At 67.4% G+C, this 20,136-nt stretch carries 16 protein-coding genes; all 16 read left to right on the top strand.

The window, feature by feature from the left end; translation table 11 throughout:
- Positions 1-120 precede the first annotated feature (120 nt).
- Positions 121-1,857 carry an L-arabinonate dehydratase gene (gene araD, locus CHB77_RS14220; protein WP_089388883.1) on the top strand — a complete coding sequence of 579 codons (1,737 nt, stop codon included), beginning with the start codon at positions 121-123 and terminating at the stop codon, positions 1,855-1,857.
- 7 nt (positions 1,858-1,864) lie between these two features.
- A complete protein-coding gene (locus tag CHB77_RS14215; RefSeq protein WP_089388882.1) occupies positions 1,865-2,590 on the top strand; it encodes a ribonuclease activity regulator RraA in 726 nt (241 codons plus the stop codon).
- Positions 2,591-2,624: 34 nt separating this feature from the next.
- Positions 2,625-4,139: an aldehyde dehydrogenase (NADP(+)) gene (locus CHB77_RS14210; RefSeq protein WP_089388881.1), complete on the top strand. Its 1,515-nt coding sequence runs from the start codon at positions 2,625-2,627 to the stop codon at positions 4,137-4,139.
- 14 nt (positions 4,140-4,153) lie between these two features.
- Complete coding sequence (locus CHB77_RS14205) at positions 4,154-5,056, top strand: 5-dehydro-4-deoxyglucarate dehydratase (RefSeq protein ID WP_207303055.1); 903 nt, start codon at positions 4,154-4,156, stop codon at positions 5,054-5,056.
- The gene (locus CHB77_RS14200) at positions 5,053-5,952 is read left to right on the top strand and encodes a dihydrodipicolinate synthase family protein (RefSeq protein WP_089388880.1); all 900 of its coding nucleotides are present in this window, start codon (positions 5,053-5,055) and stop codon (positions 5,950-5,952) included. Before CHB77_RS14205 ends, CHB77_RS14200 begins: the two co-directional genes overlap by 4 nt.
- Before the next feature lie 106 nt (positions 5,953-6,058).
- Positions 6,059-7,576 (top strand): ABC transporter substrate-binding protein, encoded by a 1,518-nt coding sequence (locus CHB77_RS14195; RefSeq protein WP_089388879.1) that lies wholly within the window; start codon positions 6,059-6,061, stop codon positions 7,574-7,576.
- A 52-nt stretch (positions 7,577-7,628) separates the two neighbouring features.
- Positions 7,629-8,690: an Ldh family oxidoreductase gene (locus tag CHB77_RS14190; RefSeq protein ID WP_089388878.1), complete on the top strand. Its 1,062-nt coding sequence runs from the start codon at positions 7,629-7,631 to the stop codon at positions 8,688-8,690.
- Between the two features lie 67 nt (positions 8,691-8,757).
- Positions 8,758-9,732, top strand: coding sequence for a Bug family tripartite tricarboxylate transporter substrate binding protein (locus CHB77_RS14185; protein WP_207303051.1), 975 nt, complete (start codon positions 8,758-8,760; stop codon positions 9,730-9,732).
- Between the two features lie 58 nt (positions 9,733-9,790).
- Positions 9,791-10,249 (top strand): tripartite tricarboxylate transporter TctB family protein, encoded by a 459-nt coding sequence (locus CHB77_RS14180; protein WP_089388877.1) that lies wholly within the window; start codon positions 9,791-9,793, stop codon positions 10,247-10,249.
- 4 nt (positions 10,250-10,253) lie between these two features.
- Positions 10,254-11,759 carry a tripartite tricarboxylate transporter permease gene (locus CHB77_RS14175; RefSeq protein ID WP_089388876.1) on the top strand — a complete coding sequence of 502 codons (1,506 nt, stop codon included), beginning with the start codon at positions 10,254-10,256 and terminating at the stop codon, positions 11,757-11,759.
- Positions 11,760-11,761: 2 nt separating this feature from the next.
- Positions 11,762-12,607, top strand: a complete 846-nt coding sequence (locus tag CHB77_RS14170; RefSeq protein WP_242626669.1) for a DMT family transporter — start codon at positions 11,762-11,764, stop codon at positions 12,605-12,607.
- 149 nt (positions 12,608-12,756) lie between these two features.
- The gene (locus CHB77_RS14165; protein WP_089388875.1) at positions 12,757-13,671 is read left to right on the top strand and encodes an ABC transporter permease; all 915 of its coding nucleotides are present in this window, start codon (positions 12,757-12,759) and stop codon (positions 13,669-13,671) included.
- 9 nt (positions 13,672-13,680) lie between these two features.
- Entirely contained in the window at positions 13,681-14,619 is a 939-nt protein-coding gene (locus CHB77_RS14160; protein ID WP_089388951.1) for an ABC transporter permease, read from the top strand.
- Positions 14,591-16,213 carry an ABC transporter ATP-binding protein gene (locus CHB77_RS14155; RefSeq protein ID WP_089388874.1) on the top strand — a complete coding sequence of 541 codons (1,623 nt, stop codon included), beginning with the start codon at positions 14,591-14,593 and terminating at the stop codon, positions 16,211-16,213. Before CHB77_RS14160 ends, CHB77_RS14155 begins: the two co-directional genes overlap by 29 nt.
- Positions 16,210-17,163 carry a 2-hydroxyacid dehydrogenase gene (locus CHB77_RS14150; protein WP_089388873.1) on the top strand — a complete coding sequence of 318 codons (954 nt, stop codon included), beginning with the start codon at positions 16,210-16,212 and terminating at the stop codon, positions 17,161-17,163. Before CHB77_RS14155 ends, CHB77_RS14150 begins: the two co-directional genes overlap by 4 nt.
- Positions 17,164-17,479: 316 nt before the next feature.
- Entirely contained in the window at positions 17,480-19,900 is a 2,421-nt protein-coding gene (locus tag CHB77_RS14145) for an AI-2E family transporter (protein ID WP_089388872.1), read from the top strand.
- Positions 19,901-20,136 lie beyond the last annotated feature (236 nt).

Here is a 20,136-nt window from a genome sequence, read left to right as displayed (position 1 = left end):
TTGCCGTTCGCGCGCCGTCGCGCCACATGTTCATCGCCACAATAAAGGGATTGATATACCGCGTGAACTGAAATATTAGTATGAACAGTTGGGTTCTGACCTGACCTGGAGGAGAGGATCATGTCGATCAGGAAAACAGCCGCCGATCTGCGGTCCGCCCGCTGGTTCGCACCCGATGACCTGCGCAGCTTCGGGCACCGGTCGCGGATGATGCAGCTTGGCTATGGCGAGGCGGATTTCCACGGCAAGCCGGTCATCGGCATCCTGAACACCTGGTCCGAACTGAACACCTGCCATTCGCATTTCCGCGAACGGGCGCGGGACGTGGCGCGCGGCGTGTTGCAGGCCGGAGGCCTGCCGGTCGAGATGCCGTCGCTGTCGGTCGATGAAAGCTTCACCAAGCCCACCTCGATGCTGTATCGCAACATGCTGGCGATGGAGACCGAGGAGATGATCCGGTCCCACCCGCTGGACGGGGTGGTGCTGATGGGCGGCTGCGACAAGACCACGCCGGGCCTGGTGATGGGCGCGATCAGCGCGGGCATCCCGATGATCTATCTGCCGGCGGGGCCGATGCTGCGCGGCAATTATGCCGGGCGCATCCTGGGGTCCGGGTCGGATGCCTGGAAATACTGGGACGAACGCCGCGCGGGCAACATCACCGATCAGGAATGGATCGGGTTGCAGGGCGGCATCGCGCGGTCGGCCGGGGTCTGCATGACCATGGGCACCGCCTCCACGATGACGGCCATTGCCGACGCCATGGGCATCACGCTGCCGGGCGCATCCTCGATCCCCGCCGTCGATGCCAACCATCAGCGCATGGGCGCCGATTGCGGCCGGCGTGCGGTCGAGATGGTGTGGGAGGATCTGACCCCCGACAAGATCATCACCGAAGGCGCGGTCAGGAATGCCGCCATCGTCGCCATGGCCACGGGCTGTTCCACCAATGCCGTCGTCCACCTGATCGCCATGGCGCGGCGCGCGGGCATCGGCCTGACGCTGGACGACCTGGACGCGCTTGGCCGCACGACGCCGCTGATCGCCAATGTCCGCCCCTCGGGGCAGACCTACCTGATGGAGGATTTCTATTACGCGGGGGGCCTGCGCGCGCTGATGACGCAGATCGCCGAACGGCTGGACTGCGGCGCGCTGACCGTGACCGGCAAGACCCTGGGCGAGAACCTGGAGGGCGCGGTCGTCTATAACGACGACGTCATCCGGCCCCTGTCGAACCCTGTTTATCACGAAGGATCGCTGGCGGTGCTGAAGGGCAACCTCTGCCCCTCGGGCGCGGTCATCAAGCCCGCCGCCTGCGATCCGCGCTTTCATGTCCACGAGGGTCCGGCCCTGGTCTTCGACAGCTATCCCGAGATGAAGGCGGCCGTGGATGACGAGGATCTGGAGGTCACGCCCGATCACGTCATGGTCCTGCGCAATGCGGGTCCGCAAGGCGGGCCGGGTTTTCCCGAATGGGGGATGCTGCCGATCCCCAAGGCGCTGATCCGGCAGGGCCATCGCGACATGCTGCGGATTTCGGACGCGCGCATGTCGGGAACCAGCTATGGCGCCTGCATTCTGCATGTCGCGCCCGAAAGCTTTGTCGGCGGTCCGCTGGCGCTGCTGAAGACCGGCGACATCGTGCGGCTGGATCTGCCCAACCGCCGTCTGGACATGCTGGTCGCAGAGGAGGAGCTGGCCGCCCGGAAGGCCGCCTGGACGCCCCCCGAACCCCGCTTCGAGCGCGGCTACGGCTGGATGTTCGAGCGTCACGTGACGCAGGCCGACCAGGGCTGCGACTTCGATTTCCTGCAAACCGACTTTGGCCGCGCGGCGGGCGAGCCGGACATCTTCTGAGGACATCATGACCGAACACACCCTTTCGGACGAAACCCGCGCCAAGCTGAAAAAGGTCTCGACCGCATCGGTCGCCACGGCGCTGTACAAGCGGGGCCTGCGCAACCAGTTCATCCAGGGCGTGGTCCCGGTCGCCCCTAAGGATCAGACCATGGTCGGCCCGGCCTTCACCCTGCGCTATATTCCCGCGCGGGAAGACCGCAACCCCCTTACCGTCTTTCGCAACGCCGACCACCCGCAGCGCGTGGCCATCGAGACCTGCCCGGCAGGCCATGTCCTGGTCATGGACGGGCGCAAGGACGCGCGCGCCGCGACGGCCGGGTCGATCCTCATTACCCGGCTGGCCCTGCGCGGCGCGGCGGGGGTCGTGACCGATGCCGGGATGCGCGACGCCGAAGGCATCGGCAAGCTGGACATGCCCGCCTATTTCGCCAGATCAAGCGCGCCCACCAACCTGACCCTGCACGAGGCCCTGGACATCAATGTCCCCATCGCGTGCGGCGACGTGGCGGTCTTTCCGGGCGACATCATGCTGGGCGACAAGGACGGCGTGATGGTGATCCCCGCCCATCTTGCCGACGAGATCGCCGAGGACTGCACCGGCATGGAAAGCTTCGAGGATTTCGTGCTGGAACAGGTCCAGAACGGCGCGGCCATCATCGGCCTGTATCCCTGCACCAAAGACGAGAACCAGAAGAAATACGACGAATGGCGCGCCCGAACCGGCCGCTGATCCTCCGGGCCGCACCACGACGAAAGGATTTTCGATGACGTTCACCCCCCACGGCCGTCACCTGATCGCCGGCGACTGGGTCGGGACCGAAACCCGTTTCCCGAACGAACCCGCCTTCGGTCCGGTCCACCACTTCAGCACGGGCACGGTGGACCTGGTCGACCGCGCCTGCGAGGCCGCCGAGGAGGCGTTCTGGTCCTATGGCCAGTCCCGACGCGACGACCGCGCCGCCTTTCTGGACGCCATCGCCGATCAGATCGAGGCGCGGGCCGAGGCGATCACCGCCATCGGCACCCAGGAAACCGGCCTGCCCGAGGCGCGGCTGCAAGGCGAACGGGGCCGCACCACCGGCCAGTTGCGGCTGTTCGCGGACCATATCCGCAACGGCGCCTATCTGGATCGCCGCCACGACCCGGCCATGCCCGACCGCCAGCCCGCCCCCCGCCCGGACATCCGCATGGTCCAGCGGCCGATCGGTCCGGTCGCGGTCTTCGGCGCCTCGAACTTTCCCCTGGCCTTCTCGACCGCCGGGGGGGACACCGCCGCCGCCCTGGCCGCAGGCTGCCCGGTGGTGGTCAAGGGCCACAGCGCCCATCCCGGCACCGGAGAGATCGTGGCCGAGGCCGTTCAGGCCGCCATCGCCGGATGCGGCATCCATCCCGGTGTCTTTTCCCTGATCCAGGGCGGGCGGCGCGATGTGGGCACAGCCTTGGTGCAGCATCCGCGGATCAAGGCTGTGGGGTTCACCGGCAGCCTGCGCGGCGGCCGCGCGCTGTTCGACCTGTGCGTGCGGCGCGACGAGCCGATTCCGTTCTTCGGAGAGCTTGGCTCTGTCAATCCGATGTTCCTGTTGCCACATGCGGTCAAGGCGCGGGCCGGGGAACTGGGGAAAGGCTGGGCGGGCAGCCTGACCATGGGCGCGGGCCAGTTCTGCACCAATCCGGGCATCGCGGTCGTGACCGAGGGCGCGGACGCCGACCGTTTCGTCGCGGCGGCCAAGGCCGGCCTGGAAGCCGTGGCACCGCAGACCATGCTGACCGACGGCATCGCGCGGGCCTATCGCGCAGGCCGCGAACGGTTCGAGACGCGCAACTCGGTCACGCCGGTCCTGTCCGCCGACAGCGAGGGCCGCCAGGCCAGCCCGAACCTGTACGAAACGACCGCCGAGGCCTATCTTCGCGACCATGCCCTTGGCGAGGAAGTCTTCGGCCCCCTGGGTCTGGTCGTGCGCGTCCGCGATACCGACGCGATGCTGCGCCTGGCCCGCGGCCTCGAAGGGCAACTGACCGTCACGATCCACATGGACGACGCCGATCTGGCCGAGGCGCAAAAACTGCGCCCGGTGCTGGAACGCAAGGCGGGTCGGGTGCTGGTCAACGGCTTTCCCACCGGGGTCGAGGTGGTGGACAGCATGGTCCATGGCGGACCTTATCCCGCCAGCACCAACTTTGGCGCCACCTCGGTCGGCACGTTGTCGATCCGCCGCTTTCTGCGGCCCGTGGCCTACCAGAACGTTCCCCACGAACTCTTGCCCGAGGATCTGCAATGAAGGATGCCACCATGATCGCCCCCGGCCACCTGCGCGACATCATCCGCACCGGCCTGCTGTCCTTTCCGGTCACGCCCTTCGACGATCAGGACCGCTTCAGTCCCAGGCCCTTTGCGGCGCATCTGGAATGGCTGTCGTCCTATCCGGTCGCGGGGCTGATCGTCGCGGGCGGCACGGGCGAACTGTTCTCTCTGACCCCCGGCGAGGTGGTCGAGGTCGTCCGAACCGCGCGGCAGGTGGCGGGCGACCAGCCGGTGATCGCGGGCTGCGGCTATGGCACCCGCATCGCCTGCGACATGGCGCGCGAGATCGAGGCGGCGGGCGGCGACGGCATCCTGCTCTTGCCGCATTACCTGACCGAGGCCCCGGCCGACGGAATCGCCGACCGCATCCGCGCGGTCTGCCACGCCACCAACATGGGCGTCATCGTCTACAACCGGGGACAGGCCCGCGTCAGCGCGGAACAGCTTGCACGCCTGGCCGACGAATGCCCCAACCTGATCGGCTTCAAGGACGGCACCGGCGACATCGACACGGTGCGGCGCGTCACGATCCTGCTGGGCGACCGGCTGTCCTATATCGGCGGGATGCCCACGCACGAGCTGTTCGCCCAGGCCTACAAGGGCGCGGGAATGCCGACCTATTCCTCGGCCGTGTTCAACTTCGTTCCCGAAACCGCGCTGAAATTCCACGCGGCCTTTACGGCGGGCGACGACGCGACCTGCGAAGCCATGCTGCGCGACTTCTATTATCCCTTCGCCGCGATTCGCGACCGCAAGGCGGGCTATGCGGTGTCGGCCGTCAAGGCGGGCGTGCGCCTGCGCGGGTTCGACGCCGGGCCGGTGCGCGCGCCGCTGACCGACCTGACCGAGGAGGAAACCGCCATGATGCAGGCCCTGATCGAGAGCGTGAAATGACCCTGCAAGCCGCGCTGACCGGCATCTCGGGCATCCTGGTCACGCCCTTCGACGGCGATGACCGGATCGCGCCCGCGCGGCTGGCGCCGATCATCGACCGGGCGTTGTCGGCGGGGCTGCACATCCCGGTGGTCAACGGCAACACGGGCGAATTCTACAGCCTGACGGTGGACGAGGCCCAGGCGATGTGCGCCGAGGTTTGCCAATTGGTCGCGGGCCGCGCGCCGGTCCTGGCAGGGGTCGGCCGTTCGGTGGGGGATGCCTGCCGCCTGGCCGGGGCCGCCGCCACGGCAGGCGCATCCGGCCTGATGGTCCATCAGCCGCCCGATCCCTTTGCCGCGCCGCGCGGGGTGGTGGAATACATGCGCCGCGTGGCCGACGCGGGCGGCGGCCTGCCCCTGATGCTGTATCTGAGAAACGATGCCATCGGCACGGCGGCCATCGCGGATCTGTGCGCCATCCCCGGCGTGATCGGCGTCAAATGGGCGACCCCCAATCCCCTGAAGCTGGCCGAGGCGATCGCCGCCTGCGATCCCCGCATCATCTGGGTCGGCGGGCTGGCCGAGGTCTGGGCGCCCGCCCTGTATGCGGTGGGGGCGCGGGGCTTTACCTCGGGCCTCATCAACATCTGGCCGGACCGGTCGCTGGCGATCCATGCCGCGCTTGAAGGCGGCGACTATGCGGGCGGGCGCGCCCTGATCGCCGGAATGGCGGCGTTCGAGGAGATCCGCGCCCAGGAACTGAACGGCACCAACGTCACGGGCGTCAAGGCGGCGTTGCAGGCCATGAACCGCGACTGCGGCCCGACCCGCCCGCCCGCCGCCTGGCCGCTGACGGACATGCAGCAGCAGAGGTTGAGTGATTTCCTGAGCCGGAATCAGTTGCTGCAAAACTGAAATATTAGTGTATATAAAGTCGAAAGATGCGGAATCACTGGGGACGCGGAGGGAGGAGCCGCGCCGCCAGCCACGAAAACAGCCCACACGGGCAAGGGGAGGATCCATGAAAACCAAAGCTGCCATCCTTGTGTCGGGGACCATCCTGGCCACCGGCCTGTCGCCTGCCTTTGCCCAGAGCGACGACCGCAACGTGACGGTCGTGCTGTCCGAAACCGTCAGCGTGGTCGAACCCTGCATGGCCGCGCGTCAGGACGTGGGCCGCGTCATGTCCGAGAACGTCAACGAGATGATGATCGAGTTCGACTATGTGAACGGCGGGCTGAAGCCGCGCCTGGCGACCGAATGGAGCCAGGTCGACGAGGACACCTGGGAATTCAAGCTGCGCGAGGGCGTGACCTGGCACGACGGCAGCCCCTTTACCGCCAGGGACGTGCAGTTCAGCATCGAGCGGAACAAGAACGCCGACCTGTCCTGCGAGACCGGCGGCAAGTATTTCGGCGGCATGGAGTTCAGCTTCGAAATGCCTGACGACACCACCATCCGCATCACCACCACCCCGCCGCAGCCGATCCTGCCGCTGCTGATGTCGGTCATGCCCGTGCAGTCGGCCGCGACCACGCCCGCCGCCGAATTCGACCGCGCCCCGAACGGCACCGGGCCTTATGTCTTCAGCGACTGGCAGACCGGGCAGTCGATCACGCTGGCCCGCAACCCGGATTACTGGGGCGACCAGCCGCAGGTCGAGAAGGCCACCTATCTGTTCCGGTCCGACAGCGCGGTGGCCGCCGCCATGGTCCAGACCGGAGAGGCCGACATCGTTCCCTCGATCGCGTTGCAGGATGCGACGAACCCCGAAACGGATTTCAGCTATCCGAATTCGGAAACCACGTCGCTGCGCATCGACACCCGGACGGAGCCTACCAATGACCGCCGCATCCGCGAAGCGCTGAACCTGGCCGTGGACCGCGAGGCGATGGTGGGCACGCTGTTTCCGGCGGACGCGCAGATCGCCACGCATCTGGTCGTGCCCACCACCATCGGTTACAACCCCGACATCCCCGCCTGGCCCTATGACCCCGACCGCGCCCGCGAACTGGTCGCCGAAGCCAAGGCCGACGGCGTGAACGTGGACGCGCCCATCCGCATCATCGGCCGCAACGGGATGTATCCCAACGGGACCGAGACCATGGAGGCGATGATGGCCATGTTCCAGGACGTCGGCCTGAACGTCACGCTGGACATGTACGACGTGTCGGTCTGGAACAATTATTTCGTGTCGCCCTTCGTCGCCGACGCGGGGGCCACGCTGACCCAGTCCCAGCACGACAACGCCACGGGCGATCCGGTCTTCACGGCGCATGTGAAATACGCGTCCGGCGGCGCGCATTCGATGGTCCGCGACGAAACCGTCGATGACCTGATCGCGCGCGCCAGTGCGGCCACCGGGGACGAACGCACGGCCCTGTGGCAGGAACTGTTTGCCAAGGTCGGCACCGAGATCATCGCCGACGTGCCGATGTTCCACATGGTCGGTTTCACCCGCGTGTCGCCGCGCCTGGACTTCAAGCCGACGATCGCCGCGAACTCGGAACTGCAACTCCAGCAGATCCGGTTCAAGTGACCGGACGGCGGGCCGGTCCTCCGGCCCGCCCTGCCACAAGGAACCCCCGCCCATGCCCCGTTTCGACCGCACCGCGTTGCTGGACTATGCGGCCGCCCTGCTGACCGCCGGCGGGATGGAGGCCGACAAGGCCGCCGTCACCGCCGAAATCCTGGTCGAGGGCGACATGATCGGTCATGACACCCATGGCCTGCAATTGATGCACTGGTATCTGGAGTGCCTGGCCGACGGCAGCCTGAACGGCATCGGCAGCTATGAAATCGTCGCCGACAAGGGCGCGGCCTTCGTCTGGGACGGGCGCCTGCTGCCCGGCGCCTGGCTGCTGAGCCAGGCCCTGGACCAGGCGATGGACCGGGTGCGCGACCATGGCATCGTCGGCGCGGCGATCCGCAATTGCCATCATACCTGCGCGCTGTCGGCCTATATGCGCCGGGCGACGGACCGGGGGCTGATCGTGCAGCTGTCGGTGTCCAATCCGGCGGCGCGGCGGATGGCCCCCTATGGCGGGACGCGGCCCATCATGACGCCAAATCCGCTGGCCATGGGCTTTCCGACCTCGGACGATCCGATCCTGGTGGACATATCGTCGTCGATCACCACCACGACGATGACGCAGCTTCTGGCCAAAAAGGGCGAACGATACCCCGAAGCCTGGGGCCTGACCGCCGAGGGCCGGCCCACCGACGACCCGCGCGAGATCACCGAGCGCGGCGGCACCATGATGCCCCTGGGCGGCGCGTCCAAGGGCCACAAGGGTTACGGTCTGGCGCTGATCGTCGATCTGCTGGGGCAAGGGCTGTCGGGCAAGGGGCGCGCCAATACGAATGCGCCGGGACCGCTGGCGCAAAGCGCGTTCCTGCAAGTCATCGATCCCGCGTTCTTTGCGGGTCTCGGCGCGTTCACTGAACAGTCCGACTGGCTGGCCGATGCCTGCCGGACCAATCCGCCCGCGCCCTGGGCGGGGGGCGCGGTCCGGGTGCCGGGCGACGCGGCGTCGGCCAGGCGGCGGGATGCGCTGCAAGACGGCGTGCCGGTGGCGCAGGACGACTGGGTCCGCATGGAACGGCAGGCCGGACGTCTGGGCGTCACACCGCCGCAGCCGATCCGTTGTTGACACACTAATATTTCAGTTTTATGCCAAGAAGGGGAGGACGGCCGATACGCCGTCGAGGGAGGACAACATGTTCATGAAATTCGTGGCGGCCGCATCCTGCGCCGCAAGCCTTGCCGCGGCCTTTCCGGCCCTAGCGCAGGATTACCCCGCCGACAACGTCACCGTCATCGTGCCCTTTGCGCCGGGCGGGGCCAGCGACACGACCGCGCGCACGGTCACGCAGGCCATGCAGGCTGATTTCGGCCAGCCGCTGGTGGTGGAAAACAAGCCCGGCGCGAACGGCGCGTTGGGGGCGGCCGAACTGGCGCGCGCCAGGCCCGACGGCTATACGATCATGGTGGCGTCCATCGGCACCTATGCCATCAACCCGGCCCTGCGCGACGATCTGCCCTATGATCCGCGCGAGGACATGGAGATGCTGACGGTTGCTGTCCGCACCCCCAACGTGCTGGTGACGCGCCCCACGCTGGACGTGGCCTCGGCCGAGGATCTGATCGCCATGCTGAAGGACCAGCCCGACACGATGCTGTTCGCGTCTTCCGGCGTCGGCTCGTCGGACCACCTGACGGCGGAACTGTTCTGGCAGCGGACCGGCACCACCGGCATCCACGTCCCCTACAGCGGCGGCGGACCGGCCCAGACCGACCTGATCGGCGGCCATGCCGACGTGTCCTTCCAAAACCTCGGCGCCGTGGCGGGCTTTGTCCGCGAGGGCCAGATGAAGATGCTGGCCATCGCGGCTGCCGAACGCTCTCCGGACTTTCCCGACGTGCCGACCTTCAAGGAACTGGGCATCGACGGGATGGAGGTCTATTCCTGGCAGGCCTTCGGCGCCCCCAAGGGCCTGGATCCGGCGGTCAAGGACAGCTTAGCGACCGCGATCACCGGCGCGCTGCAAACGCCCGAGGTGCAGGAGACCTTTGGCAACCTGGGCTTCGAGATCCTGGCGAATGCGCCCGCCGAGGCCGACGCCTTCGTCGCCGACGAGATCGCCCGCTGGTCCGAGGTGATCGAGACCGGCAACATCACCCCCGAGGAATGATGCACCCCTGCGCGCCCCGGTCCGGGCGCGCCTCGTCTTTGTCACAAGGGTGGATGCGATGCAGGGACACCGCACGAAGGATTTCTGGGCCGGCGCCCTTTATCTGGCGCTTGGCCTTGCGACCGTCATCCTGGCGCGCGGCCTGACGCTGGGCAGTGCCGCGCGCATGGGGCCGGGCTATTTCCCGACCGTTCTGGGCGGGCTGCTGGCGGTGATCGGGCTGGTGTCGCTGCTGCGCGGCCTGGTGCGGCCTGCGGAACGGGTGGACCGCATCCACCTGAAGCCGATGGTTCTGGTGATCGGCGCGACCCTGTTCTTTGCCGCCAGCCTTGATGTGCTGGGGCTGGCCGTGGCGCTGCCTGCCGCGATGGTCATTGCCGCCACGGCCAGCAGGCGGTTCCGCATCGCGCCGATGCCGCTGCTGGGCCTGGCGGGCTTTACCCTGTTCTGCGTGCTGGTGTTCGTGCGCGGGCTTGGTGTGCCGCTGCCGATGTTCGGCACCCTGTTCGGAGGCTGAGTCCATGGACATCTTCGGCGACCTTCTGATCGGCGTCCAGACGGCGTTTTCCTTCTGGAACCTGACCTATTGCCTGCTGGGCGTGTTCCTGGGCACGGCCATCGGCGTGTTGCCGGGCCTTGGCCCGACCGCGACAGTGGCGATGCTGCTGCCCGTGACTTTCGGCCTGCCGCCGGAAACGGCGATCATCATGCTGGCGGGCATCTTCTATGGCGCGCAATACGGCGGATCGACCACGGCGATCCTGGTGAACCTGCCGGGCGAAAGCTCCAGCGTGGTGACGGCCATCGACGGCTATCAGATGGCGCGGCAGGGACAGGCGGGCAAGGCCCTGGCGACCGCCGCCATCGGATCCTTCATCGCAGGCTCGGTCGCCACGGTGCTGATCGCCTTCTTCGCGCCTTTGCTGTCGAACGTCGCCCTGGCGTTCGGACCGCATGAATATTTCGCGCTGATGGTGCTGGGGCTTGCCGCCTCGGTCGTGCTGGCCAGCGGATCGCTGCTGCACGCGGTCGGCATGATCCTGGTCGGGCTGATCCTGGGCCTGATCGGCACCGACATCCAGACCGGCGCCATGCGGTTCACCTTTGGCAGCTTCGAGCTGGCCGACGGGATCAGCTTTGTCGTCGTGGCCATGGGCGTGTTCGGCCTGGGCGAGATCCTGTCGAACCTGGAACGCGAATCCGACCGCACGACGGTGCTGGCCAAGGTGACGGGGCTGATGCCGTCGCGCGCCGATTTCCGCCGCATCCTGCCGCCGGTCGGGCGGGGCACGGCCATCGGATCGGTCCTGGGGATCCTGCCCGGCGGCGGGGCGATGCTGTCGTCCTTTGCCGCCTATGCGCTGGAAAAAAAGGTGTCGAAGACGCCCCAGCAGTTCGGCAAGGGCGCCATCGAGGGCGTCGCGGGGCCGGAGGCCGCCAACAACGCGGGGGCGCAGACCAGCTTCATCCCCATGCTGACGCTGGGCATACCGTCGAACCCGGTGATGGCGCTGATGATCGGCGCGCTGATTATGCAGGGCATCCAGCCGGGACCGTCGGTCATCCAGGACCAGCCCGCGCTGTTCTGGGGGCTGATCGTGTCGATGTGGGTCGGCAACCTGATGCTGCTGGTCCTGAACCTGCCGCTGATCGGGATCTGGGTAAAGATGATCTCGATTCCCTATGGCTATCTGTTTCCCTGCATCGTGGCCTTTTGCCTGATCGGGGTGTTCAGCCTGGCCAACTCGACCTTCGACATCTGGCTGATGGGCCTGTTCGGCGTTGCCGGATACATCCTGCGCAAGCTGGATTGCGAACCGGCGCCGCTGTTGCTGGGCTTTGTCCTTGGGCCCATGCTGGAGGAACATCTGCGCCGCGCCATGCTGGTGTCGCGGGGGGACGTGACGACCTTTCTGACCAGCCCGATCAGCGCGGCCCTGCTGCTGATCGCGGCGGCGCTGATCGCCAGCGTCCTGGCGCCGGCGATCCGCGCCACGCGCGAGGAAGCCTTTCAAGACGAGGATTGATCGTGTCCCGCCGCACGGGACGCGCAGCCGCCGGGCTGATGCTGGCGGCGGCGGTGCTGGCGGGCCTTGACGCGGTGATCGTGCGCCTGCTGGCAGGGCAGGTGCATCCGCTGGTCATCGGGTTTTTCCGCGCCCTGTTCGGCCTGCTGGCGGTGCTGCCCTGGGCCATCGGGCGGGTCAATCTGCGCGCCTCGCCCTGGCGGTGGATGCATGTGCTGCGCGCGGGGCTCAAGCTGGCGTCGCTGGTCGCGGTCTTCGTGGCCTTTGCCCATGCGCCGCTGGCCGATGCCATGGCGCTGACCTTTACCATGCCGCTGCTGGTCACGCTGGGGGCCTGGGCCTTTCTGGGCGAATCCGTGGGGCCTGGGCGATTGCTGGGCGTGATCGGCGGCTTTGCGGGCATCCTGGTCATCGTCCGGCCCGGCGCGGACTTCGACCCCTGGCTGCTGTTCGCCCTGGGCGGCGCGGTCCTGACGGCCATCATCCAGCTGATGCTGCGGCACATGTCACATGCCGACACCACCGAACGCCTGGTGGCCTGGAACCTGATCGCCATGGCGCCGCTGGGCCTGTTGGCGGCCTTGCCGGTCTGGGGCACGCCCAGCCGGGAACAGTTGGCCCTGCTGGCACTGCAAGGGGCGATCGGGGCCTTGAACATGACGCTGATTACGCGCGCCTACGGGCTTGCGGACGTGTCCTTCCTGGCCCCGCTGGACTTTCTGCGGCTGCCGGTTGTGGGGATTCTTGCCTGGCTGTTCTTTGCCGAACTCGCGCCCGTTTCGACCTGGATCGGCGCGGCGGTGATCGTCGCCTCGGTGCTGCTGTCGATGCGGCGCACGGGGCCATGACCGCGGCAGGATCAGAAAACCCTTTCCTTGCCAAACAAAGATACTAATATATCAGATAGGCGGATGGTGATTCGTCTGGCCAAGAGGAGACGGCCGAAACGGGAAACGGCGGGCACCACGACCCGTTGGTACCAGGGGAGGGGTCGCTGATGACCAGCTTCATCGGAAAGCGGGCCTTGGCCAGCGGCATATCGCTGATCGGGCTTGTGATCCTCGTGTTCTTTCTGTCGCGCCTGACGGGCGATCCCACGAACCTCTATCTTCCGCTGGACGCGTCCATCGAGGCGCGCGAACAGTTCCGCGACATGAACGGCTTCAACGACCCGCTGATTGTCCAGTTCGGCCGTTATGTCGCGGATCTGGTCCGCGGCGATTTCGGCCAGTCCTTGCAGCAGGCCCGCCCCGCGATGGAGGTGGTCCTGCAAGCCTTCGCCTGGACGCTGTGGCTGGCGGTCATCACCATGACCTGCGTGACGGTCGCCGCCATCGTCATCGGATCGCTTGCGGCCTTCAGGGTCGGCGGGATCTTCGACCGGCTGGCCACCTTCTTTTCGCTGGTGGGCGCGTCCGCCCCGGATTTCTGGCTGGCGATCGTGGCCATCGTCATCTTTGCCGTGAACCTGCAATGGCTGCCGACATCGGGGACGGGCACGCCTTGGCACTGGGTGCTGCCGGTGGCGGTGCTGTTCATCCGTCCCTTCGGCCTGATCCTCCAAGTCGTGCGCGGGTCGATGATCTCTGTCCTGTCGTCGGCCTATGTGAAGACCGCGCGGGCCAAGGGGGTGCGGACCCGACCCATCATCTTCGTGCACGGGCTGCGCAACGCCATGCTGCCGGTCATTACCGTGATCGGCGACCAGGCGGCCGCGATCCTGAACGGCGCCGTGGTGATCGAAACGATCTTCGGCTTTCCGGGCATCGGCAAGCTGATGATCGACAGCATCCTGCTGCGCGACTTTTCGGTCGTGCTGGCGTCGATCATGGTATCGGCCCTTGCCATCTTCATCATGAACATGCTGATCGACATCGCCTATGCGATGCTTGACCCGCGCATCCGGTACTGAGCGATGGCGATGACAGACACCAAGATCCGGGCCACCCCCAAACCCCGCAGCCCCCTTGCCTGGGCGGCGATGCTGTGGGCCGACAAGCTGGCGTTTTTTGCCGCCCTGTTCCTGCTGCTGGCCCTGCTGAGCGCGCTGCTGGGGCCGTGGCTGCTGGGCGATCTGGCGACGAAACAGAACCTGCGCGGCCGCAATGCCCCGCCGTTCGACGTGACGCGCGGCTGGGCCTATGTCCTGGGCGCCGACGCCCTGGGGCGGCCGCTGCTGGCGCGGATCGTGGTGGCGGCGCAGAACACGCTGATGGTGGCGGCGGGCGCGGTGCTGGGATCGGCGATCATCGGGTCCGCCCTGGGCCTGGTCGCGGGCTATTCCCGCAGGCGCGCGGCGCAATGGATCATGCGGCTTGGCGACGTCATCATGTCGTTCCCGTCGCTGCTCTTGGCGGTGATCGTGCTCTACATGCTTGAACCCTCGGTCGCCAATATCGTGCTGGTGCTGGCGATCACCCGGATTCCGGTCTATCTGCGCACCACCCGCGCCGAGGTGCTGGAGATCCGCGAACGCATGTTCGTGCAGGCCGCACGCGTCATGGGCGCCTCGGACCGCCGCATCGTGTTCCGCCACATCCTGCCGGTGGCGCTGCCGACGCTTGTGACCATCGCGACGCTGGATTTCGCCTTCGTGATGCTGGCCGAAAGCAGCCTGTCGTTCCTGGGCATCGGCATCCAGCCGCCCGAGATCACCTGGGGCCTGATGGTGGCCCAGGGGCGGCAGTACCTGACCACCGCCTGGTGGCTGTCCTTCTGGCCGGGCCTGGCCATCATCCTGACCACCCTGTCGCTGAACCTGCTGTCGAACTGGCTGCGCATTGTCCTGGATCCCGCGCAGCGGTGGCGGCTCGAGATGAAAGGACGCAAGAATGGCCGACCATCTGCTGGAAGTCTGTAACCTTTCTGTCGAGTTCCACACCGCCGCAGGCACCGTCCGGGCCGTCCAGAACGTTTCCTGGCATCTGGACCGGGGCGAGACGCTGGCGATCCTGGGCGAAAGCGGGTCGGGCAAGTCGGTGTCGGCATCCGCCGTGATGAACCTGATCGACATGCCGCCGGGCCGGATCACGGGCGGCCGGATCTTGCTGAACGGCCGGGACATGCTGGCGATGACGGCCGAACAGCGCCGCCGGATCAACGGCTGCACCATCGCGATGATCTTCCAGGATCCGCTGGCGCATCTGAACCCGGTCTATTCCGTCGGCTGGCAGATCGCCGAAATGGTGACGACCCATGGCGGCACCCGCGACACGGCGCAGGCCCGCGCCCGCGACCTGCTGGCCCGCGTGGGCATCCCCGATCCCGAAGCCGCGATGCGGAAATACCCGCACCAGTTCTCGGGCGGGCAGCGGCAGCGCCTGATGATCGCGATGGCGCTTGCCTGCAAGCCCGACATCCTGATCGCGGACGAACCCACGACCGCGCTTGATGTCACCGTGCAGGCGCAGGTTCTGGACCTGTTGCAGGAATTGCAGGCGGAAACCGGCATGGGCCTGCTGCTTATCACGCATGATCTGGGCGTGGTGGCGGAAATCGCGGACCGCGTGGTGGTGATGAACGGCGGCCAGATCGTCGAAACGGGCGACGCGGCCGAGGTCTATCGCGACCCCAAGCACCCCTATACCCGCAAGCTGATCGACGCGGCGCCGGGCAAGGGCGCGATGCCCGACGAACGCGACCGGACCGGGCAGCCGCTGCTGCGCGCCGAAGGGCTGACCAAGACCTATGGCGCGTTCCGGGCGTTGAAGGGCGTGGATCTGACCATCATGCCGGGCGAGACGGTGGCGGTCGTCGGCGAAAGCGGATCGGGCAAATCGACGCTGGCCCGCGCGATCCTGCGGCTGGACGACCCGGACGGCGGACGCATCCTCTATCGCGGCGAGGATCTGATGGCGATGGCGCCGCGCCGGCTGTTCGGGCTGCGCCGCGACCTGCAAATGGTGTTCCAGGATCCCACGCAGTCCCTGAACCCGCGCATGACGGTGTTCCAGCTGATCTCGGAAGCCTGGGTGATCCATTCCGACATCCTGCCCAGGGCCCGATGGCGCGACCGGGTGGCCGAACTGCTGGTCAAGGTGGGCCTGAGTCCCGACATGGCCGCCCGTTATCCCCACCAGTTTTCCGGCGGGCAGCGCCAGCGGATCGCCATCGCCCGCGCCTTGGCGATGGAACCGAAGCTGATCGTCTGCGACGAGGCCGTCTCGGCGCTTGACGTGTCGATCCAGGCGCAGGTGATCGCGCTTCTGGACGGGTTGCGCCGCGAATTCGGCCTGTCCTATCTGTTCATCGCCCATGACCTGCCGGTCGTGAGGGATTTCGCCGACCGCGTGATCGTCATGAAGGCGGGCGAGATCGTCGAGGAAGGCCCCGTCCGCCGGATGTTCGAATCACCGCGCCACCCCTATACTCGCGCCCTGCTGTCGGCCAGCCTCGATCCCGACCCCGCGGTGCAGGCCGCCCGCCGCGCCGCGCGCCATTTGGAGACCGCATGAAACCCGCAGAAAAGCCCGACGTCCTGATCGCCTATCCCCTTCGGCCCCGTTTCATGGAGGAACTGGAACGGCGTTATACGCTGCACCGGCTGGATCGGGCGGACGACCGGGAGGCGGTGCTGGACAAGGCCGGGCCGATCTGCACGGCCATGGTCGTGAACGGCCATGTCGCCGTGGACGGGCCGCTGCTGGACCGGCTGCCCGCGCTGCGGCTGGCGGCCTGTTCCTCGGCCGGGTTCGACCTGATGGATCTGGACGAAATGACCCGGCGCGGCGTCACGCTGACCAACACCTCGGTGGCGCTTGTCGATGACGTGGCCGACATGGCGATCCTGCTGATGCTGGCCGCGCGCCGCCGTCTTGTCCAGGGTGACGCCTATGTCCGGTCGGGCGACTGGGGGCGGCGGGGGATGTTTCCGCTGACGACCTCTGCCGCGGGCAAACGGGTGGGGATCGTCGGCCTGGGCAATATCGGCCTGGCCATCGCCACGCGTTGCGGGGCCATGGGGCTGACCATCGGTTACAGCGGCCGCAATCCCAAGCGGGGGGTGGATCATGCCTATTTCGCCGATCCGGCGGCCCTGGCGGAATGGGCGGACATCCTGATCGTCGCCACGCCGGGCGGGGCGGGCACCGCGGGCCTGATTTCGGCGGATGTGCTGCGCGCCCTGGGACCGCAAGGCACGCTGGTCAACATCTCGCGCGGGTCGGTGGTGGACGAAGCGGCGCTGATCGACGCCCTGCGCCACGGTCGCATCGCCCATGCGGGGCTGGACGTGTTCCTGAACGAACCCCATCCCGACCCGGCGCTGACGGCGCTGCCGAACGTCACCCTGTATCCGCACCATGCCAGCGGAACCGAGGAAACCCGCGACGCCATGGCGCAACTGACCCTGGACAATCTGGATGCCTTTTTTGCGGGAAAGCCCCTGCTGACGCCGGTGGCATGACGCACGACGCCGCGAAGGCAAGGCCGCAAGCGATTGCCGCACGGTCCGTTGTGGATGGGAAAGGTCGGCGGAATGGCCCGCTGCCGATGGGGCCGCGCCCCTTCGGGACCGGGCGTCACGGACACGCAGAAAACCGGGCAGGCCGCATCCGCCCGCATCGATCGCCGCCAGGAAACCGTTCTTCGGAAAACGGCGGGCGCGCCCCTGATGGGGCGGCCGGATTCCCCCGGCGGGCACGGCGGCCCTGCACGGAACCCGGAAACCCGGCCAGGGTTGTTCAAGGCCCTGGTCAAGGGCGCGTATCCAGGGAATCGTCATGGCATTGCAGAAAACCGGGCCGCTTGTGCCGCGACATCAACGGCTGCCCGATGACGATCCTGCACTGGCCCTGGATGCCGGCGATCGGCGAACGGGCATCGTTCAGATCGCGGCCTGGCTGATCGTCGGCGCGATCGTCATCGGCCTGCTGTATTTTGGCCGGGATGTGCTGATCCCGCTGGCCATCGCCTTTCTGGTCAGTTTCGCGCTTGGCCCGCTTGTAAAGGTTCTGGTGCGGCGCGGGATCCCCCAGGTCGCCGCCGTCTTGCTGGTGATGCTGGCCGTCATTGCGGCGCTGCTGGGGCTGGGGCTGCTGATAACCTCTCAGGTCAGCGTGCTGAGCGCCGAGCTGCCGGCCTATCAGTCCACGATCCGCAGCAAGATCGCGGGCCTGGGCCAGCAGATCGAGGGGCCGGGGCTTTTCGATGGCGTTTTCCAGACCATCACCACCGTCCAGGAACAGCTTGCCACGGCCTTGCAGGACACGCCGGGCAGTGTCGCCGATCCCATGGCCGTGACTGTGGTGGGCGACGGGCCGTCGCCTTTTTCCACCGCGATGGCCTGGCTGGCCCCGGCCCTGGCGCCGCTGGCGACGCTGGGCATCGTCGTCGTCTTCGTGTTCCTGGTGCTGCTGGATCGGGGCGACCTGCGCGACCGTCTGATCCGTCTTCTGGGCGGCAACCTGCACCGGACGACCGACGCGTTGGAGGAAGCGGGCAAGCGGATCTCGAAATACCTGCTGATGCAATTGGTCGTGAACGCCACCTATGGCATTCCCATGGCCATCGGGCTGTGGGCGATCGGGGTGCCCGGCTGGATCCTGTGGGGGACGCTGGCCGCGATCATGCGGTTCATCCCCTATGTCGGGCCGATGTTGTCGGCGATCTTTCCGCTGGCCCTGGCCTTTGCCGTGGATCCCGGCTGGCAGATGGTGCTGATGGCCCTGGCGCTGATCCTGATTCTGGAACTGGTCAGCAACAACATCGTCGAACCGCTGCTCTACGGCACCTCGACCGGCCTGTCCGCCCTGTCGCTGATCGCGGCGGCGACCTTTTGGACCGCCTTGTGGGGCCCGGTCGGCCTGATCCTGTCCACGCCCCTGACGGTGTGCCTGCTGGTGCTGGGGCGCAACCTGCCGCAGCTTGCGTTTTTCGATACCCTACTGGGGTCCACCCCGGCGCTTGACCTGCCGACCCGGATCTATCAGCGCCTGATCGCCAACGATCCCGACGAGGCCTACGAGATCGCATCCGACGCGATCCGCATCAGCGGCGTCACCGCCTTTTACAACCAGACCGGCATCGAAATCCTGCGGCAGGCCACGGACGATTACCACGCCAACGCGCGCGTCGAACACCGGCTGCGGGTTGTGGACGGCATGGACCGGCTGCTGGACGACCTGCAAGAGGATCACCCTGCCCCCGCCGACACGGCATCGGCGGAAAAGGTCGTCTGCATCGGCGGCAAATGGCAGGTTGACGCCATTTCCGCCCAGATGCTTGTCCACGCCCTGTGCCTGTCCGGCGTGGCGGCCGGTCAGCGGGCAACGGGCGTCGTCACCACCGCCTATGTCGACAAGCTGGAGCTTGACGGAATACGGACGGTCGTCCTGTCCTATTTCAGCCGCGACCCGGATACCGCCGTGCGCGGCTTCGTCCGCCGTTTGCGCCGCCGGTGGCCCGATGTCCGGATCGTGCTGGCGTTGTGGAATGCCCCCGAGGACAGCATCGCCGCCGACCGCGCCGAGTCGCTGGGCGTCGACCAGATCGTGCTGTCCCTGGACGAGGCGGTCCAGCGGCTGTCGCTGAGCCACGCGGACAGCCCGCAGGCCGCCGCCGAAGCCGGGGATGCGGCCGGCGAACGCGCCCGCCTGGCGGCCTTGGCCGCCACCGCCGTTCTGGACGGACATGCGCGCGAGGAACTGGACGATCTTGCCGCGCGGGCGGCGGATGCCTTTGACGTGGATTTCGCCTTCATCTCGGTCGTTGATGCGGATGCGGAATACATCGTCGGCCAAAGCATGGATCTGGCCGGGCAAAAGACCGAAACTGCCCCGGAGATGATCTGGATGCCGCGCGGCGAAGGGCTGTCCAGCCCCGTCGTCACGTCGGGGGAAACCCTGGTCGTTTCCGATACGGAACGTGACGCGCGCTTTTCCGACCATCCGGCGGTGCGCCGATGGAAGGGACGGTTCTACATCGCGACTCCGCTGCGGACTTCGGACGATCAGGTGATCGGCGCGCTTTGCCTGATGGACGACACCCCCCGCCAGATCGAGGACGGCGACCTGGATTTCCTGGACAAGGTTGCCGCGGATGTGGTCTCGCTCTTGACCGAACAGGATCCGGTGGCGCCGGAACCGCGCCGGGAGGTGCCGCCCGATCCCCGCGCCATGCTGGGCCAGCGGGTGCCGGACTAGGCGCCGGCGTGGCCGGACCGGCGGCGATGCCGAAACGGGCCGTTGACATGGCTTGACGAAAGAGCGGCCGCATCGCGGCCTATCGGCGGCAGCGGTTCCCTGCCCGCATCGCGCGCCGCCCCTGTGGGGGGACGCGGATTTGCGGCGGCGCCCTGGGAGGAGGAGGGGGCGCCGCCGCGCAACGCTGGCCCAGGGAGGAGGGGGGGCCGCGCTTGGGGTGCGGTTCAGCCGGGGAG

The sequence above is a fragment of the Paracoccus sediminis genome, from assembly GCF_900188295.1.
GTDB classification, from domain to species: Bacteria; Pseudomonadota; Alphaproteobacteria; order Rhodobacterales; family Rhodobacteraceae; genus Paracoccus; species Paracoccus sediminis.
The sequence above is the reverse complement of the archived record's forward strand: the minus strand, read 5'-3'. Positions and strand labels throughout refer to the sequence as shown.

What these genes read in the sequence shown, in the direction of transcription:
- CHB77_RS14190 (WP_089388878.1), top strand. Translation starts at nt 7,629, where the DNA reads ATGCCCCGTTTCGACCGCACCGCGTTGCTGGACTATGCGGCCGCCCTG.
- CHB77_RS14210 (WP_089388881.1), top strand. Translation starts at nt 2,625, where the DNA reads ATGACGTTCACCCCCCACGGCCGTCACCTGATCGCCGGCGACTGGGTC.
- CHB77_RS14195 (WP_089388879.1), top strand. Translation starts at nt 6,059, where the DNA reads ATGAAAACCAAAGCTGCCATCCTTGTGTCGGGGACCATCCTGGCCACC.
- CHB77_RS14200 (WP_089388880.1), top strand. Translation starts at nt 5,053, where the DNA reads ATGACCCTGCAAGCCGCGCTGACCGGCATCTCGGGCATCCTGGTCACG.
- CHB77_RS14175 (WP_089388876.1), top strand. Translation starts at nt 10,254, where the DNA reads ATGGACATCTTCGGCGACCTTCTGATCGGCGTCCAGACGGCGTTTTCC.
- CHB77_RS14180 (WP_089388877.1), top strand. Translation starts at nt 9,791, where the DNA reads ATGCAGGGACACCGCACGAAGGATTTCTGGGCCGGCGCCCTTTATCTG.
- CHB77_RS14145 (WP_089388872.1), top strand. Translation starts at nt 17,480, where the DNA reads ATGGCATTGCAGAAAACCGGGCCGCTTGTGCCGCGACATCAACGGCTG.
- araD (WP_089388883.1), top strand. Translation starts at nt 121, where the DNA reads ATGTCGATCAGGAAAACAGCCGCCGATCTGCGGTCCGCCCGCTGGTTC.
- CHB77_RS14185 (WP_207303051.1), top strand. Translation starts at nt 8,758, where the DNA reads ATGTTCATGAAATTCGTGGCGGCCGCATCCTGCGCCGCAAGCCTTGCC.
- CHB77_RS14155 (WP_089388874.1), top strand. Translation starts at nt 14,591, where the DNA reads ATGGCCGACCATCTGCTGGAAGTCTGTAACCTTTCTGTCGAGTTCCAC.
- CHB77_RS14150 (WP_089388873.1), top strand. Translation starts at nt 16,210, where the DNA reads ATGAAACCCGCAGAAAAGCCCGACGTCCTGATCGCCTATCCCCTTCGG.
- CHB77_RS14165 (WP_089388875.1), top strand. Translation starts at nt 12,757, where the DNA reads ATGACCAGCTTCATCGGAAAGCGGGCCTTGGCCAGCGGCATATCGCTG.
- CHB77_RS14160 (WP_089388951.1), top strand. Translation starts at nt 13,681, where the DNA reads ATGACAGACACCAAGATCCGGGCCACCCCCAAACCCCGCAGCCCCCTT.
- CHB77_RS14215 (WP_089388882.1), top strand. Translation starts at nt 1,865, where the DNA reads ATGACCGAACACACCCTTTCGGACGAAACCCGCGCCAAGCTGAAAAAG.